Genomic DNA, 15,107 nt, shown 5'->3' with positions numbered 1-15,107 from the left:
TTTCTTCGGAGCTTCCATGAAACTCGTGACCACCTTCGCCGGCCTGATGCTGGCCGCCACCGCCGCGCTGGCGCAACAGGCCCTCGTGCCCGCGCAGAGCGAGATCGCCTTCGTGAGCAAGCAGATGGGCGTGCCCGTCGAGGGCCGTTTCAAGAAGTTCGACGCCCAGGTCAACTTCGACCCGGCCAAGCTGGCCACCAGCAAGATCGCGTTCACGGTGGACATGGGCAGCGCCTCGCTGAGCAAGGAAGCCGATGCCGAACTCGTGCGGCCGGTTTGGTTCAACACGCCGAAGTTCCCGCAGGCCACGTTCCAGTCCAGCGCCATCAAGGCGCTGGGCGGCGGCAAGTTCGAGGTGGCCGGCAAGCTGGCCATCAAGGGCAACACCCAGGACGTGGTCGTGCCCGTCACGCTCACGCAAAACGGCGCCACGACCATGGCCACGGGCGCGTTCACCATCAAGCGCCTGGCCTTCAAGATCGGCGAGAACGAATGGACCGATACGTCCATGGTGGCCGACGACGTGCAGGTCAAGCTCAAGCTGGCGCTGACGGGCGTGGCCAAGCTCTGATTTCCCTGTTCCTTTTTTTTCAACCTCTGGAGTCACTCCGCATGATCCGTTCCCCCCTGCTCGCCCTGGCCGCTGTGGCCGCTCTCGCTGCTGGCACCGTCCAGGCCCAGACCGCCAACTACGCGATCGACCCGACGCACACCTTCGCCACCTTCGAGATCGACCACTTCGGCGCCAGCGTGAACCGTGTGCGCTTCGACAAGAAGGAAGGCACGGTCCAGTTCGACAAGGCGAGCAAGACCGGCAAGGTGGAACTGACGCTGCAGATGAACTCTGTCAACTCGGGCACGGCGCCGTTCGACAAGCACCTGCAAAGCGCCGACATCTTCGACGCCGCCCAGCACCCCACGGCCAAGTTCGTCGGCGACAAGTTCACCTTCAACGGCGACAAGGTCACCGAAGTGGCGGGCACGCTGACGCTCAAGGGCAAGACCGGCCCCGTGGTGTTCAAGGCCAAGCAGTTCAACTGCTACGAGAGCCCCATGCTCAAGCGCGAAGTGTGCGGCGGCGACTTCGAAGCCACCATCGACCGCACGGCCTTCGGCGTGGACTACGGCGTGCAGTACGGCTTCCCGAAGAACGTGCGCATCGTGGCGCAGATCGAGGCGGTCAAGCAGTAAGCCACGCGGCTGCACCACGACACAAGGGGCCTTTCGGCCCCTTTGTTGTTGGGCGCTACTTGATCAGCGCGTGCACCGCCTTGAACTGCGGGTGCTCGGCCGTCTCCAGCCATTCGAACAGCACCATCTCGGTGGTCACGAGCTCGGCGCCGGCACCGGCCAGCCGGTCGAAGGCGGCATCGCGGTTGCGGTCGGTGCGCGAGCCGCAGGCGTCGGTGACGACCCACACCGCCATCTCTTCTTCCAGCAGGTCCAGCGCGGTCTGCAGCAGGCACACATGGGCTTCGCAGCCGGCGATGACGATGCTGGCGCGCTCGGCCGCGGCGGGCTTTTGCAGATGCTTGGGCAGGCTGCGCGCGTTGCCGGCGGCCGGCCTCGCCGGCGGCGCCAGCCATTCGCCCAGGCCTTCGGCGACGCCGCTGAAATGCATCTTGGCCAGCGTGCGCTGGCACAGCGCGCGCAGCTCGGGAAGGTTGCCGCCCAGCTTGGACGGGTTCTGCTCGGTGCCCCAGACCGGCACCTCCAGCAGCTGCGCGGCGCGCGCCAGGCGCAAGGCATTGGCGGCCACCTCGGCGCCGCCGGCGATGGCAGGCATCAGGCGTTCCTGGTAGTCGACCAGCACGAGTTGCGAGGCTTGGGCTTCGAGCAGCATGGGTGTCTTTCGAGTCGCGAAAAGGCCGTATTACACCGCAGCCGCTTTCCGCCTCAGGTGCCGGGCTGCAGGCGCAGCAGCCGGCCTGCCGGGCTGTCGGTCAGCACGTAGAGCAGGCCGTCCGGGCCCTGGCGCACGTCGCGGATGCGCTCGCCCACGTCCTGCAGCAGATGGCTTTCGCGCGCGACCTTGCCGTCGGGCGCCAGTTCGATGCGGTGCAGGCGGTTGAACTTGAGCGAACCGACGAACAGGTTGCCCTGCCAGGCCCTGCCGTAGCGCTCGCTGGTCAGGAAGGCCATGCCCGAGGGCGCGATGGATGGCACCCAGTAGTGCAGCGGCTGCTCCAGGCCGGCCGTTTTCGTGAGGCCCTCGCCGATGCGGCCACCGCCGTAGTTCTCGCCGTAGGTGATGACGGGCCAGCCGTAATTGCGGCCGGCCACGGGCAGGTTGATCTCGTCGCCGCCCTGCGGGCCGTGCTCGTGCATCCACAGCCGGCCGTCGGAGGCCAGTGCCGCGCCCTGGCCGTTGCGGTGGCCAAAGCTCCAGATCTCGGGCAGCGCGCCGCTGCGGCCGACGAAGGGGTTGTCCTGGGGCACGCTGCCGTCCTTGCCGATGCGCACGACCTTGCCGTGGTGGTTGTCCAGCGTCTGCGCGTCGGCCATGCGTGCGTAGCGGTCGCCCAGGGTGAGGAACAGCGTGCCGTCGGGCTTGCCGTCCACGCGGCGCTCGACGATGCGGCACCCGAAATGTGCGCTGCTGGCGAACTTGGGCTTCTGGCTGAAGATCACGCGCAGGTCCTGCAGCCTCGTGCCATCGGGCGCGAGGGTGGCGCGTGCCAGTGCCGTGCTGTTGCCGCGGCCGTTCTCGCCGGGTTCGGAGAAGCAGAAGTACAGCGTGCGGTTCGTGGCGAAGGCGCTGTCGGCGACCACATCCAGCAGGCCGCCCTGGCCGCCCGCCGCGATGGCCGGCAAACCGGCGAGCGGCGTCCCTGCCCGGCCGTCGGCCTCCAGCACGCGCATGCGGCCGGCGCGCTCGGTCACAAGGAACCTGCCCTCGGGCAAAAAGGCCACGGCCCAGGGATTCTGCAACCCCGAGGCCACGACCTGGGGCCGGACGGACTGGGCCGCGGCCGGCGGCGCGAGGCCCCACATGCCGAGGGTGGACAGGGCCAGCAGGCCGGCGCCTACAGACATGCGCATCAGAAACCTTTCATGAACATCAGCCGAATCGGCGCGCCCAACACAGCGTCTGGCGGACGGCCGGCACAGAGATCGTTCTAAGTCATCACGATCGTTCGGCGCCCAAAAACCTGAGCCGGATGGGGCCAAAACGGTGCCTTCGTTACAAATTAGATCAAGAATTTAATATGAATCAATGACTTACAATCGATAGCTCACTTGACTCCCCAAGACCTGAGCCGTTAGCCTCGACGCCCATGACCCGCTGGACCGCATTCCTGATCGCACTCGCCCTTTCCAGCGCCGCACACGCAGCCCCGCCCACCGGCCCCGCTACCGACGAAATCGAACGCATCCTGGCCGAGCGTGGGCTGATCCAGCAGACCATCGGCCAGCTCGGGCAAGTCGGCCAGAGCGTGCGCGACCATACGTCCGACCTGGTCGGCAACGCCATGGGCTTTTTGGGCGTGCCCTACCGCCGCGGCGGCAATTCCGAAGAAACGGGCTTCGACTGCAGCGGCTTCGTGCGCGCCACCTTCGAGAAGACGGTCGGCCTGATCCTGCCGCGCCGCGCCAACGAGCAGGCCGCCGCCACTGACTCCATCGACAAGAGCGATCTCAAGCCCGGCGACCTGGTGTTCTTCAACACCATGCGCCGCGCGTTCAGCCATGTCGGCATCTATGTCGGCGACGGCAAGTTCATCCACGCCCCGCGCAGCGGCGCCAAGGTGCGCGTGGAAGACATGGACACGAGCTACTGGAAGCGCCGCTTCGACGGCGCACGCCGCGTCGACACCGACGCGCTCGTGCCCGAGCGCCTGGGCGGCGGCAACTGAGCACGGCAGCGGCGCGCCGCGCCGCCCGCTCGGCATGCGCGCGGGCCGCACGGCGCGTGCTGCGGCCCTGACCCCTCGTCGCCTTCGCGCATCGGCAGCGCCACGACGGGCCCGCTCTTGCCGGCCCCTCGCAGCGCCCAAGGTAGCACTGGCGACAAGCGATCCACGCACCCTGGCGTATCTTGTGCGCCTGATCGCAGACCGCATGACCGATGTGCGCACAGCGACGCGCGGGGCCCCGCCCCGCCGCACCCGCAACGGAGACAAGCCACATGCCCACACGCCGCCGCGCCCTGGCGACCGCCACCCTGACCGCGCTCAGCCTGCTCGGCGCCCTGCCCGCGCTGGCCCAGGAGTTCCCGCACAAGCCGATCCGGTTCGTCGTGCCGTTCCCGCCCGGCAGCGGCACCGACACCTCGGCCCGCTACTTCGGCAAGAAGCTGTCGGAGCTGACCGGCCAGCCCGTGGTGGTGGAGAACCGCGCCGGCGCCAACGGCTTCCTCGCGGTGCAGGCCGTGCTGGCGGCCCCGGCCGATGGCTACACGGTATTCGTGGGCAGCAACTCCACGCTGGCCGTGAACGCGGCCCTGTTCAAGCAGTTGCCCTACGACCCGGTGGCCGATTTCGCGCCGCTCACGATGATGATGCGTTCGCCCGCGCTGCTGATCGTGCCCGGGAACGCGCCGCACAAGACCTTGCCCGATCTGATCGCCGCGGCCCGCGCGCGGCCCGGCGCGCTGAACTACGGCGCCGGCTCGGCCGGCTACCAGCTCATGGCCGAGCTGTTCAACGACGCCGCCAAGACGCAGACCACGCATGTGCCGTTCAAGGGCGCGAACGAGGCCGTGGCCGCCGTAGCCGCCGGCACGGTGGACCTGGCTTTCGCCGAGATGACCAGCGCGCAGGAGATGGTCAAGGGCGGGCGCATCCGCGCACTGGCCGTGGCCTCGGCCCAGCGCACCGTGGCCCTGCCCGAGGTGGCCACGGCCGCCGAGGCAGGGCTGCCCGCCTTCACGGCCTACACCTGGGTCGCGGCCGCGGTATCCGCCAAGACGCCCAGGGCCGAGACCGAGAAGCTGGCCGCGCTGCTGGGGCAGATCGAGCGGCTGCCCGAGACGCGCGCGTTCTACGAACGCATCGGCGCTGAGGTCATGCAAGGCGGCCCGCAGGAGATGCGCGAGTTCCAGGCCGAGGAGATCCGGCTGTGGAAGCGCATCGCCGCGCAGGCCAAGGTGGAGCTGCAATGACGGCGGCCGTGGGCGCACTGGCCGGCATCCGCGTGCTGGACCTGTCGCGCGTGCTGGCCGGCCCCTGGGCCGCGCAGCTGCTGGGCGACCTGGGCGCCGAGGTCATCAAGGTCGAGCGCCCGGGCGGCGGCGACGACACGCGCACCTGGGGCCCGCCCTTCGTGCGCGATGGCGCGGGCCAGCCCACGCGCGACGCGGCCTACTACCTCTGCACCAACCGCAACAAGCGCTCCATCGCGGTCGACATGCAGACCGCCGCCGGCCAGGCACTGCTGCAGGACCTGGCGCGGCATTGCGACGTGCTGATCGAGAACTTCAAGACCGGCAGCCTGGCCGCTTACGGGCTGGACTACGCGGCACTGTCGGCCATCCATCCGCGACTCGTCTATTGCTCGATCACCGGCTTCGGCCACACCGGCCCGTATGCGCAGCGCGCGGGCTATGACTTCCTGATCCAGGGCATGGGCGGGCTCATGAGCATCACCGGCCAGCCCGATGGCGAACCCGGCGCCGGCCCCATGAAGGTGGGCGTGGCGCTGACCGACATCCTGACCGGCCTGTACGCGGGCAACGCGATCCAGGCCGCGCTGCATGCGCGCACGCGCACCGGCCGCGGCCAGCACATCGACCTGGCGCTGCTGGATGTGGGCGTGGCCTGCCTGGCCAACCAGGCCATGAACTACCTGCACAGCGGTGTGGCGCCCACGCGCATGGGCAATGCGCACCCGAACACCGTGCCCTACCAGGACTTCCCCACGGCCGATGGCTACATGATCCTGGCGACCGGCAACGACGGCCAGTTCGCGCGCTTCTGCGAGGCTGCGGGCCATGCCGAGTGGGCGACAGATCCACGCTTCGCGCGCAACAGCGGTCGGCTGGAGCACCGCGCCACGCTGATCCCGCTGATGCGCCAGGCCACCGTGCTGCGCAGCACGGCCGAATGGATCGCGCTCCTGGAACAGGTGGGCGTGCCCTGCGGGCCGATCAACAGCATCGCCGATGTGTTTGCCGATCCGCAGCTCAAGGCGCGCGGCATGCAGATCGCGATGCCGCACGCGGCCGGCGCCGAGATCCCCCTGGTGGCCAACCCCATCCGCCTGTCCGACACCCCCGTGCAGTACCGCGAGGCACCGCCCACGCTGGGCCAGCACTCGCGCGAGGTGCTGCACGACGTGCTGCAGCTTTCAACCGAGGACATCGATGCACTCGTTGCAAAAGGAGCAGTCGAATGAGCGCTCTTGACTCGCTCGCGCTGACCGCGATCCCGCCCGAGGACGAGGCCTTGCGCGCCCCGGTCCGCGCCTTCCTGGCCGAAGCACTGAAGGACGTGCCGGCCCACATCCGCGCCAAATCGTGGAGCGGCTACGACCCGGCCTTCAGCCGCCAACTGGGCGAGCGCGGCTGGCTCGGCATCACGCTGCCGCCGGCCTATGGCGGCGGCGGCCGCAGTGCGTTCGCGCGCTACGTGCTGGTCGAAGAGTTCTTGAACTGGGGCGCCCCGGTCGGCTCGCACTGGATCGCCGACCGCCAGAGCGCGCCGCTCATCCTGCGCTACGGCACCGAGGCGCAGAAGCAGCGCTACGTGCCGCCGATCTGCCGTGGCGAATCCTTCTTCTGCATCGGCATGAGCGAGCCGGGCGCGGGCTCGGACTTGGCCAGCGTGCGCACGCGCGCCACGCCCAACGCGGGCGGCTGGCTGCTGAACGGCCAGAAGATCTGGACCACGAATGCCCACCACTGCGGCCACATGATCGCGCTGGTGCGCACCTCGGGCGCGCCCGAGGACCGGCAGAAGGGCTTGTCGCAATTGATCGTGGACCTCGCCCTGCCGGGTGTGACGGTGCGGCCCATCCTCGACCAGTCCGGCGACGCGCATTTCTGCGAAGTGTTCTTCGACAACGTGCAACTCGATGCCGACGCGCTGATCGGCGCCGAAGGCCAGGGCTGGGCGCAGGTCAACGCCGAGCTGGCCTTCGAGCGCAGCGGGCCGGAGCGGCTGTTCTCCAGCATCGTGCTGTTCGACCAGTGGGCCGCCTGGGTGCGCACGCCACAAGGTCGCACGCCCGAGGCCGAGCGCCTGGCCGGCCGCATCGTTTGCGCGCTGGCGCCGCTGCGCGCGATGTCGGTGGCCGTGACCGAGAAGCTCAGGCGCGGCGAAAGTCCGGTGGTCGAGGCCGCACTCGTGAAGGACCTGGGCACTGGCGTGGAGCAGCTGATCCCCGCCGCCATCGCCGACGACCTGTTCGGCCGCGCCGACGGCAGCGTGCCGCTGGCGCTGCTGCAGACGTTGAACTACGTGACCCATGTCGCGCCTTCGTTCTCGCTGCGCGGCGGCACGCGCGAGATCCTGCGCGGCATGGTCGCGCGTGGCCTGGGACTGAGGTAAACCCATGAACGATCTGTATGCCGACGCGCTCGCGCCCTTGCTGCATGACCTGTGCACGCCCGACACCGTGCGCGCCATCGAGGCCGGCGGCGACCACCGCGCGCTGTGGCAGGCCCTGGACGACGCTGGCTTCGCCGATGCGCTGGTGCCCGAAGCCCAGGGCGGTGCCGGCCTGGCGCTGCACGACGCGCTGAGCCTCATGCTGCTGTGCGGCACACACGCTGTGCCGGTCCCGCTGGGCGAAACCCTGCTCGCGCGCGCCTGGCTGGCGCGCGCGGGCCATGCGCTGCCGCCCGGCAGCATCGTGTTCGGCGAGATCCACGACGGCGCAGCGCTGGTGCGCATGGGCCGCGTGGCCGACCACGCGCTGGTCGCACGCGACGGCGTGGTGAAGCTGCTGCCCGTGGCGCAAGCCGAGGCGGTGCCGGCCGGCTTCGTGCTCGATGCCTCGCTGCGCTGGCCCGAAGCTGCGTGGCAGGCTGCGCCCTCCGTCGACACCGATGCGCGGCCCCTGCCCACGCTGCAGGCTTGCCTGTACGCAGCACAGCTGGCCGGCGCGCTGCGCGCGGTGTTCGACCGCACGCTGGCCTATGCCAACCAGCGCCAGCAGTTCGGACGGCCGATCGGCAAGTTCCAGGCGATCCAGCACCAGCTGGCCGTGATGGCCGAGCATGTGTTCGCCGCGCGCATGGCCGCGCAGATCGGTTGCCGCGCGGCCGACCTGGTGCCCGAGCGATTGCACGTGGCGATCGCCAAGGCGCGCACCAGTGAGGCCGCGCTGGAGGTGGCGGGCCTGGCGCACGCGATCCACGGCGCCATCGGCTTCACGGCCGAGTTCGACCTGCAGCTCTACACGCGCCGGCTGCACGCCTGGCGCCAGGCGGCAGGCAGCGAGTCCTACTGGTACGGCGTGGCCGGCCGGCAGCATCTGGCCGGCGAGCATGCGCTGGTGCTCGACACGCTGCGCAGCGCGACCACCCTCCCCTGAATCTTTCGAGGAACCCATGAGCACTTTCCTGACCACCGAGCGCGACGGCGCCGTCCTGACACTGACCATGAACCAGCCCGCCACGCGCAATGCGCTGACGGGCAACACCGCCGTCGACGAGTTCGTGCAGGCCTGCGCCGAGATCACGCGCGACACCACCGTGCGCGCCGTGATCATCACGGGCGCCGGGCCGGTGTTCAGCTCAGGCGGGAACGTGAAGGACATGCAGCGCTTCTTCGGCAGCGGCCTGTCGCCCGACGTGATCCGCGAGGAATACCGCAACGGCATCCAGCGCATCCCGCGCGCGCTCTACAACCTCGACGTGCCGACCATCTGCGCCGTGAACGGCCCGGCCATCGGCGCCGGGCTGGACCTGACCTGCATGTGCGACATCCGCATCGCGTCCGAGGCCGCCACGTTCGCCGAGAGTTTCGTGAAGGTCGGCATCGTGGCCGGCGACGGCGGCGCCTGGCTGCTGCCGCGCGCGGTGGGCATGTCCAAGGCGGCCGAGATGGCGTTCACAGGCGAGGCCTTGAACGCGCAGCAGGCGCTGGCCTGCGGGCTGGTATCGCGGGTCGTTCCCGCGGATGCCTTGATGGACGAGGCGCGTGCACTGGCCGCCAAGATCGCGGCGAACCCGGGCGGCGTGCTGCGCATGACCAAGCGGCTGTTGCGCGAGGGGCAGAACAGCACGCTGGAATCGCTGCTCGAACTGTCGGCCGGCTACCAGGCCATCGCGCACAAGACGGCAGACCACGAGGAAGCCGTGCGCGCCTTCATCGAGAAGCGCGCGCCCAAGTTCTCTTAGTCGAACAGGCCGGGCTCGCCGAACGCGGCGCGCTCGATCAGCAGCATCTGCAGCTTGGTGTCCACGCCTCCCGGGGCCGAGAAGCCGCCCGAGCGCGCGCCCGCTGCCAGGATGCGGTGGCACGGCACGATGGGCGCGAACGGGTTCAGGCCCAGCGCCTGGCCCACGGCGCGCGCGGCGCTGGGCTCGCCGATGTCGTGGGCGAGTTCGCCATAGGTGATGGTGCGGCCCGGCGGGATCGCACGCGCGCGCGCATAGACGCGCTGGTGCAAGGGCGCAACGCCCTCCATGTCGAGTTCCACGTCCAGCAGGTCGTCGCGCTCGCCCTGCAGCAGGCGCAGCGTGCGCTCGGCGGCCTCGCGCACGAAGGCCGGTGGTGGTGCCACCGGCGCATCGGGCAGGCGCAAGCGCAAGCGGGCCAGCAGCCGCGCGTCGTTGCGGTCCGGCAGTTGGACCGACGCGATGCCGCGCGCGCCCCAGCCGATGCCGCAGCGGCCGATGGGCGTCTCGAAGAGATGCAGGCCGCAGGCGTTCATGCCGGCCGTGCCCGCAGCTCAGGCCAGGTTGACCGCGCCGCACGCAGGCTGCGCTGCGCCCAAGGGCGTCACACGCCAGCCTTCGCCCTCGCGGTCGAAGCGCAGGGGCTGCGCATTGGCCAGCAGTGCGGCATGCGCACCCACGCCCAGTGCGGCGGCCAGCACGTGCAAGGTGCCGCCGTGGGCCACGATGAGCACCGGGCCCGGTTGCGCGATGGCCTCGGTCAGAGCAGCCAGCGTGCGCGCGACGAACTGGTCCAGTGTCTCGCCGCCTTCGGGCGCGCAGTCCCAGTCGATGTCGGCCGATGAGGTGCCGATCAACGCGCCGAAATGGCGTTCGCGCAGGCCGGCATGCGGCACGGGCGGGTGCTGCAACTGGCGCGCGACGGCCTGGGCCGTCGTGCGGGCGCGCGGCGCATCGCTGCACACAATGTGCACCAGCGGGCTGCCCGCGAACTCGGCCGCCAGCAGCAGCGCGGCCTGCTCGGCCTGCGCCAGGCCGGTCGCGTTCAGGGGTTCGTCGATGCTCTGGTAGATGCGCAGCGCATTGCGCGCTGTCTGCCCATGGCGCAGGAAGTAGAAACGGCTTACATGATCCGGCACGTCGCAGCCCGCAGCGCACAGGGCCGGCAGGCGCTCCAGGCCGCGCCCCAGCGCGTGTTGCCCGCCGGTGGCCATGGGCTAACGGGCGTCGGCCTTGGTGTCGGTGAAGCGGCCGTAGCTCTGCAGCCGCTCGTAGCGCCGGTCCAACAGCTCCTTGACCTTGAGGTCGCTGACCTGGCGGTAAGCGTCGTTGAGACCGCGCTTCAAGAACGCCGCCATCTGCTTGTGGTCGCGGTGCGCGCCACCCACGGGTTCGTTGACGATCTTGTCGATCAGGCCCAGCGCCTTGAGCCGGTGCGCCGTGATGCCCAGCGCATCGGCCGCGTCCTGCGCCTTGTCGGAGGTCTTCCACAAGATGGACGCACAACCCTCGGGGCTGATCACCGAATAGATCGAGTACTGCAGCATCAGCACCTGGTCGGCCACCGAGATCGCCAGCGCGCCGCCGGAGCCGCCCTCGCCAATGATGGTGGTGATGATCGGCACTTCCAGCTGCGCCATCTCGTAGATGTTGCGGCCGATGGCCTCGGACTGGCCGCGCTCCTCGGCGTCGATGCCGGGGTAGGCGCCCGGCGTGTCGACGAAGGTGAACACCGGCAGCTTGAACTTCTCGGCGGTCTTCATCAGGCGCAGCGCCTTGCGGTAGCCCTCGGGCTTGCTCATGCCGAAGTTGCGCAGGCCGCGCTCTTTGGTGTCGCGGCCCTTTTGCTGGCCCAGCACCATGCAGGCGTGGCCGTTGAAGCGCGCGAGGCCACCGACGATGGACAGGTCGTCCGCGAAGTGGCGGTCGCCATGCAGCTCGACAAAGTCCGTGAAGATCTCGTTCACGTAGTCCAGCGTGTAGGGCCGCTCCGCATGGCGCGCGATCTTGGTGATCTGCCAGGGCGTGAGCACGCCGTAGATGTCCTTGGTGAGCTGCAGGCTCTTCTTGCTGAGCTGGTCGATCTCTTCGGAGATGTCGACCGCAGACTCCGTTTGCACATAACGCAGCTCTTCGATCTTGCCTTCAAGATCTGCGATCGGCTGCTCGAAATCGAGGAAGGTTCGTTTCGCCAACGCCGTTCTCCTTAGGGGTTCAGTAGCCGACCGGCAGCGGGTCGAGTGATCGCCAAATATACCAAGTGGCCACACTGCAAAAGGGCGCCCAGGCAGCTGCGACTTCACGCACGTCGCTGCGGCTCACAGGGTCGCCGGAGAAGTAGTTGTGGCTGATGCCGTTGACCAGGCCGATGTCGTCCAGCGGCAGCACGTTCGGGCGCATCAGGTAGAAGATCAGGAACATCTCGGCCGTCCAGCGGCCGATGCCGCGGATGGCCACGAGCTCGGCAATGATGGCCTCGTCGTCCATCTCATGCCAGTTCGCCACGTGCAGCGCTCCCGAGTCGAAATGCAGGGCCAGGTCGACCAGGTATTCGACCTTGCGCGCGGACAGCCCCGCGGCCCGCATGTCGTCGACCTTGAGCTTGAGCACGCTGGCCGGGGTGAGCTGGCGTGGCAGCTCCGCGAAGCGGTCCCACACGGTCTGCGCGGCCTTCACGGAGATCTGCTGGCCGACGATGCTGCGCGCCAGCGTGATGAAGGCGTCGCCGCGCGTCTCCAGGCAGGCGTCGCCGAACTGCGGGATCAGGCGCTTCATGACCCGGTCCTTACGGACCAGATGCTTGCGGGCGTCTTCCCAGTAATGCGGCGTGTAGATCTCGACCGCGGGCAGGACCAGGGATTTTCTAGCCACCATGGACCATCCTCGCCGCGCCATGACGCGGCGCTTGGGGAGCTTGCATCACTGCGCGGACTCCCAGGTGGTGCCCGCCGGCGTGTCCTTCAGAACCACGCCCTGGTCCAGCAGCACCCTGCGGATGCGGTCGGCCTCAGCGAAATCGCGGCTGGCCTTCGCAGCCGCGCGCTGTGTGATCATCTCGGTGATCGCCACTGGCGACAGCACGGCTTCTTGCGACGCAGCACCGGCCTGCGCATCGGCCGGCCGCCATTGCTTGAATGCGAGGGGATCGCCCTGCAGCAGGCCCAGCGTGCCGGCCAGCGCCTTGAGCAAGCCGGCGCGCTGCGCCGACCCTGTCCGGTTCACTTCGGCAGCCAGCTCGAACAGCACCGCCACGGCCTCCGGCGTGCCGAAGTCCTCGTCCATGGCGGCCTTGAAGCGCGCGGCGACCGGGTCGGCCCAGTCGATCGCAACCGTATCGGCTGCCACCAGTTCCAGCGCCGTGTACAGCCGGCGCAGTGCGTTGCGCGCGTCGTCCAGATGGGCGTCGCTGTAGTTCAAGGCGCTGCGGTAATGCGTGCGCACCATGAAGAAGCGCAAGGTCTCGGCGTCGTATTTCGTCAGCACGTCTCGGATGGTGAAGAAGTTGCCCAGGCTCTTGGACATCTTCTCGTTGTCCACGCGCACGAAACCGTTGTGGACCCAGAAGCGCGCCAGTGGCTGGCCGCTCGCGCCCTCGCTCTGCGCGATCTCGTTCTCATGGTGTGGGAACTGCAGGTCCGCGCCGCCGCCGTGCAGGTCGAAGGTTTCGCCCAGCAGCGCGCAACTCATGGCCGAGCATTCGATGTGCCAGCCCGGCCGACCGCGGCCATAGGCGCTGTCCCATTGCGCATCGGCGGGCTCCTCCGGCTTGGCGGATTTCCACAGCACGAAGTCGAGCGGGTCGTACTTGCCGTCCAGCACGGCCACGCGCTCGCCAGCGCGCAACTCGTCGAGCGATTTGCCGGACAGCTTGCCGTAGCCCGGGAACTTGCGCACCGCGAAATTCACATCGCCACTGGGCGCGCGGTAGGCCAGGGATTTGCGCTCGAGCGTCTCGATCAGGGCCAGCATCTGCGGCACGTAGTCGGTGGCCCGCGGTTCGCAGGTGGGCGGCTCGATGCCGAGCCGGCCGATGTCCTCGTGCATGGCCGCGGTCATCTCATCGGTCAGCGCACGGATCGTGATGCCGCGCTCGACGGCACGCCGGATGATCTTGTCGTCGATGTCGGTGATGTTGCGCACGTAGGTCACGCGCAGGCCGCTGCACTTGAGCCAGCGCTGCACCACGTCGAAGGCCATCATCATGCGGGCATGGCCCACATGGCACAGGTCATAGATGGTCATGCCGCACACATACATGCGTGCGTGACCGGGTTCGATCGGCGAAAAAATGTCCAACGCACGCGTCAGCGTGTTGTAGATGCGCAAGCTCATGGGATCTGGGAAAACACAGGATCGTCGAGAAACATCCTGAGACTGTTGGACCGTTCGTCACAAGGGTTGGAGGCCGGCGAGAAGCCTGGCGAAACCTACCCCTCGGCTACAATGAGCGGCAGTATATAGCCGCGTGCACGGGCTTGTCTGTACGCTTTTCCGAAGAGGTTTTATGAAGCAAGCGCTGTCCCGCATCCTGCCGTTGGCTCGCCTCTTGACGGTAGCCGCCGCGGCGCTCGCCGCCACGCAGGTGCATGCCGACGACTACAGCGATGTGGGCCAGTTGATCCGCACCGGCAAGCTGGCAGAGGCACAGGCCAAGGTCGACCAGTACCTGTCGAGCAAGCCACGCGATCCGCAGATGCGCTTCCTGAAGGGCGTCATCCAGACCGAGTCCGGCAAGCCGGCCGATGCGATCGAGACACTCACGGGCTTGACGCAGGAATTCCCGGAGCTGCCCGAGCCGTATAACAACCTGGCCGTGCTGTATGCCGGCCAGAACCAGTACGACAAGGCCCGGACGGCACTGGAGATGGCCGTGAAGCTGAACCCTGCCTACGCGACTGCGCACGAGAACCTGGGCGACATCTACGCCAAGCTGGCCAGCCAGGCCTACGGCAAGTCGCTGCAACTGGCGGGCAACAACCCGCAGGCGCAGCAGAAGGTGGCGGCCATCAACAACATGCTGGCACCCAAGGGTGCCAAGCCAGCACCCGCCACCGCCAAGTAAGCCATTGGCGGCGATGCGGGGGCCGACCCCGCTTTCTCCTGAGCGCAACTGCGCGCGATTTCCTTCAGCGACAACATGACCTCATCTGCAGTCTCCTCGACCCGCCGCGCGCTCCTGCTGACCGCAGGCCTGGCCCTGAGCACGCACGTGTTTGCGGACAAGGCCCCGCGCGTGCAGTTCAAGACCAGCGAGGGCACGTTCACCATCGAGGTCTATCCGGACAAGGCACCCAAGACAGTCGCCAACTTCCTGCAGTACGTGCGCGACAAGCACTACGACGGCACGGTGTTTCACCGCGTGATCCCGACGTTCATGGTCCAGGGGGGCGGCTACGACTCGCAGTACGCGCAGAAGCCGACTCGCCCGCCGGTCGTGCACGAAGGCCGCGAGGCGCTGGCCAAAGGCGGAGATCGCAACGTGGTGGGCACTGTCGCCATGGCCCGCACGAACGATCCGAATTCGGCGACCTCGCAGTTCTTCATCAACGTGTCGGACAACGCATTCCTGGACCCGGTGCTGATTCCCGATGGCGACCCGGTGCCGCGCTTTGAGCACCAGGGCCGCGTGCATGAGAACGTGCCGCGCGCCAACCTGCTGAAGGCGCCGCAGCTGTACGGCTACACCGTGTTCGGCAAAGTGGTCAGCGGCATGGACGTGGTGCAGAAAATCAAAGCCGTCCCCACCGGTCCCGGTGGGCCTTTCCCGAGCGATGCGCCCAAGACGCCCATCCTGATTCAATCCGCAACCCTGGTGAACTGA

The 15,107-nt window shown here is 68.5% G+C and carries 17 protein-coding genes; 10 read left to right on the top strand and 7 right to left on the bottom strand.

Annotated features, from left to right (window positions below; translation table 11 throughout):
* Positions 1 to 16 precede the first annotated feature (16 nt).
* Together ASF43_RS07560 and ASF43_RS07555 are read left to right on the top strand one after the other, a co-directional pair.
* Positions 17 to 571, top strand: coding sequence for a YceI family protein (locus ASF43_RS07560; protein ID WP_056178479.1), 555 nt, complete (start codon positions 17 to 19; stop codon positions 569 to 571).
* A gap of 44 nt (positions 572 to 615) precedes the next feature.
* Positions 616 to 1,191 (top strand): YceI family protein, encoded by a 576-nt coding sequence (locus tag ASF43_RS07555; RefSeq protein ID WP_056178786.1) that lies wholly within the window; start codon positions 616 to 618, stop codon positions 1,189 to 1,191.
* Between the two features lie 55 nt (positions 1,192 to 1,246).
* On the opposite strand, the gene ASF43_RS07550 is transcribed toward ASF43_RS07555, so the two are convergent.
* Both ASF43_RS07550 and ASF43_RS07545 read right to left on the bottom strand, forming a co-directional pair.
* Entirely contained in the window at positions 1,247 to 1,843 is a 597-nt protein-coding gene (locus ASF43_RS07550) for an isochorismatase family protein (RefSeq protein ID WP_056178476.1), read from the bottom strand.
* 53 nt (positions 1,844 to 1,896) lie between these two features.
* Complete coding sequence (locus ASF43_RS07545) at positions 1,897 to 3,036, bottom strand: PQQ-dependent sugar dehydrogenase (RefSeq protein ID WP_200932466.1); 1,140 nt, start codon at positions 3,034 to 3,036, stop codon at positions 1,897 to 1,899.
* Between the two features lie 242 nt (positions 3,037 to 3,278).
* Here ASF43_RS07545 and ASF43_RS07540 point away from each other — a divergent pair, with 242 nt between their 5' ends.
* The 6 genes from ASF43_RS07540 (at position 3,279) to ASF43_RS07515 (ending at position 9,286) form a co-directional block, all read left to right on the top strand.
* Positions 3,279 to 3,857 (top strand): C40 family peptidase, encoded by a 579-nt coding sequence (locus tag ASF43_RS07540; protein ID WP_056178472.1) that lies wholly within the window; start codon positions 3,279 to 3,281, stop codon positions 3,855 to 3,857.
* A gap of 272 nt (positions 3,858 to 4,129) precedes the next feature.
* Positions 4,130 to 5,104 carry a tripartite tricarboxylate transporter substrate binding protein gene (locus ASF43_RS07535; RefSeq protein ID WP_056178470.1) on the top strand — a complete coding sequence of 325 codons (975 nt, stop codon included), beginning with the start codon at positions 4,130 to 4,132 and terminating at the stop codon, positions 5,102 to 5,104.
* Positions 5,101 to 6,336 (top strand): CaiB/BaiF CoA-transferase family protein, encoded by a 1,236-nt coding sequence (locus ASF43_RS07530; protein ID WP_056178467.1) that lies wholly within the window; start codon positions 5,101 to 5,103, stop codon positions 6,334 to 6,336. Before ASF43_RS07535 ends, ASF43_RS07530 begins: the two co-directional genes overlap by 4 nt.
* A complete protein-coding gene (locus ASF43_RS07525) occupies positions 6,333 to 7,490 on the top strand; it encodes an acyl-CoA dehydrogenase family protein (protein ID WP_056178464.1) in 1,158 nt (385 codons plus the stop codon). Before ASF43_RS07530 ends, ASF43_RS07525 begins: the two co-directional genes overlap by 4 nt.
* A 4-nt stretch (positions 7,491 to 7,494) precedes the next feature.
* Positions 7,495 to 8,478, top strand: a complete 984-nt coding sequence (locus ASF43_RS07520; protein WP_056178461.1) for an acyl-CoA dehydrogenase family protein — start codon at positions 7,495 to 7,497, stop codon at positions 8,476 to 8,478.
* Positions 8,479 to 8,494: 16 nt separating this feature from the next.
* Positions 8,495 to 9,286, top strand: coding sequence for a crotonase/enoyl-CoA hydratase family protein (locus tag ASF43_RS07515; RefSeq protein WP_056178458.1), 792 nt, complete (start codon positions 8,495 to 8,497; stop codon positions 9,284 to 9,286).
* Here ASF43_RS07515 and ASF43_RS07510 read toward each other — a convergent pair.
* Genes ASF43_RS07510 through cysS form a run of 5 tightly spaced genes read right to left on the bottom strand, consistent with a single transcriptional unit; the run spans position 9,283 to position 13,618 of the window.
* Positions 9,283 to 9,822 carry a methylated-DNA--[protein]-cysteine S-methyltransferase gene (locus ASF43_RS07510; protein ID WP_056178455.1) on the bottom strand — a complete coding sequence of 180 codons (540 nt, stop codon included), beginning with the start codon at positions 9,820 to 9,822 and terminating at the stop codon, positions 9,283 to 9,285. The genes ASF43_RS07515 and ASF43_RS07510 overlap by 4 nt on opposite strands.
* Positions 9,823 to 9,840: 18 nt before the next feature.
* Entirely contained in the window at positions 9,841 to 10,500 is a 660-nt protein-coding gene (locus ASF43_RS07505; RefSeq protein WP_056178452.1) for a histidine phosphatase family protein, read from the bottom strand.
* Positions 10,501 to 10,503: 3 nt separating this feature from the next.
* Entirely contained in the window at positions 10,504 to 11,481 is a 978-nt protein-coding gene (locus tag ASF43_RS07500) for an acetyl-CoA carboxylase carboxyltransferase subunit alpha (RefSeq protein WP_056178449.1), read from the bottom strand.
* A 19-nt stretch (positions 11,482 to 11,500) separates the two neighbouring features.
* The gene (locus tag ASF43_RS07495; RefSeq protein ID WP_056178446.1) at positions 11,501 to 12,160 is read right to left on the bottom strand and encodes a DNA-3-methyladenine glycosylase; all 660 of its coding nucleotides are present in this window, start codon (positions 12,158 to 12,160) and stop codon (positions 11,501 to 11,503) included.
* 45 nt (positions 12,161 to 12,205) lie between these two features.
* A complete protein-coding gene (gene cysS, locus ASF43_RS07490; protein ID WP_056178443.1) occupies positions 12,206 to 13,618 on the bottom strand; it encodes a cysteine--tRNA ligase in 1,413 nt (470 codons plus the stop codon).
* A 172-nt stretch (positions 13,619 to 13,790) separates the two neighbouring features.
* Between cysS and ASF43_RS07485 the strand changes: the two genes are divergently transcribed.
* A complete protein-coding gene (locus tag ASF43_RS07485; protein ID WP_056178440.1) occupies positions 13,791 to 14,348 on the top strand; it encodes a tetratricopeptide repeat protein in 558 nt (185 codons plus the stop codon).
* A 75-nt stretch (positions 14,349 to 14,423) separates the two neighbouring features.
* Positions 14,424 to 15,107: a peptidylprolyl isomerase gene (locus ASF43_RS07480; RefSeq protein ID WP_056178437.1), complete on the top strand. Its 684-nt coding sequence runs from the start codon at positions 14,424 to 14,426 to the stop codon at positions 15,105 to 15,107.

It is taken from the genome of Pseudorhodoferax sp. Leaf267, assembly GCF_001422405.1.
Lineage (GTDB): Bacteria > Pseudomonadota > Gammaproteobacteria > Burkholderiales > Burkholderiaceae_C > Pseudorhodoferax.
This window is presented reverse-complemented; position numbering and strand designations above follow the sequence as displayed.

What these genes read in the sequence shown, in the direction of transcription:
- ASF43_RS07560 (WP_056178479.1), top strand. Translation starts at nt 17, where the DNA reads ATGAAACTCGTGACCACCTTCGCCGGCCTGATGCTGGCCGCCACCGCC.
- ASF43_RS07550 (WP_056178476.1), bottom strand. Translation starts at nt 1,843, where the DNA reads ATGCTGCTCGAAGCCCAAGCCTCGCAACTCGTGCTGGTCGACTACCAG.
- ASF43_RS07545 (WP_200932466.1), bottom strand. Translation starts at nt 3,036, where the DNA reads ATGTCTGTAGGCGCCGGCCTGCTGGCCCTGTCCACCCTCGGCATGTGG.
- ASF43_RS07540 (WP_056178472.1), top strand. Translation starts at nt 3,279, where the DNA reads ATGACCCGCTGGACCGCATTCCTGATCGCACTCGCCCTTTCCAGCGCC.
- ASF43_RS07535 (WP_056178470.1), top strand. Translation starts at nt 4,130, where the DNA reads ATGCCCACACGCCGCCGCGCCCTGGCGACCGCCACCCTGACCGCGCTC.
- ASF43_RS07530 (WP_056178467.1), top strand. Translation starts at nt 5,101, where the DNA reads ATGACGGCGGCCGTGGGCGCACTGGCCGGCATCCGCGTGCTGGACCTG.
- ASF43_RS07525 (WP_056178464.1), top strand. Translation starts at nt 6,333, where the DNA reads ATGAGCGCTCTTGACTCGCTCGCGCTGACCGCGATCCCGCCCGAGGAC.
- ASF43_RS07520 (WP_056178461.1), top strand. Translation starts at nt 7,495, where the DNA reads ATGAACGATCTGTATGCCGACGCGCTCGCGCCCTTGCTGCATGACCTG.
- ASF43_RS07515 (WP_056178458.1), top strand. Translation starts at nt 8,495, where the DNA reads ATGAGCACTTTCCTGACCACCGAGCGCGACGGCGCCGTCCTGACACTG.
- ASF43_RS07510 (WP_056178455.1), bottom strand. Translation starts at nt 9,822, where the DNA reads ATGAACGCCTGCGGCCTGCATCTCTTCGAGACGCCCATCGGCCGCTGC.
- ASF43_RS07505 (WP_056178452.1), bottom strand. Translation starts at nt 10,500, where the DNA reads ATGGCCACCGGCGGGCAACACGCGCTGGGGCGCGGCCTGGAGCGCCTG.
- ASF43_RS07495 (WP_056178446.1), bottom strand. Translation starts at nt 12,160, where the DNA reads ATGGTGGCTAGAAAATCCCTGGTCCTGCCCGCGGTCGAGATCTACACG.
- cysS (WP_056178443.1), bottom strand. Translation starts at nt 13,618, where the DNA reads ATGAGCTTGCGCATCTACAACACGCTGACGCGTGCGTTGGACATTTTT.
- ASF43_RS07485 (WP_056178440.1), top strand. Translation starts at nt 13,791, where the DNA reads ATGAAGCAAGCGCTGTCCCGCATCCTGCCGTTGGCTCGCCTCTTGACG.
- ASF43_RS07480 (WP_056178437.1), top strand. Translation starts at nt 14,424, where the DNA reads ATGACCTCATCTGCAGTCTCCTCGACCCGCCGCGCGCTCCTGCTGACC.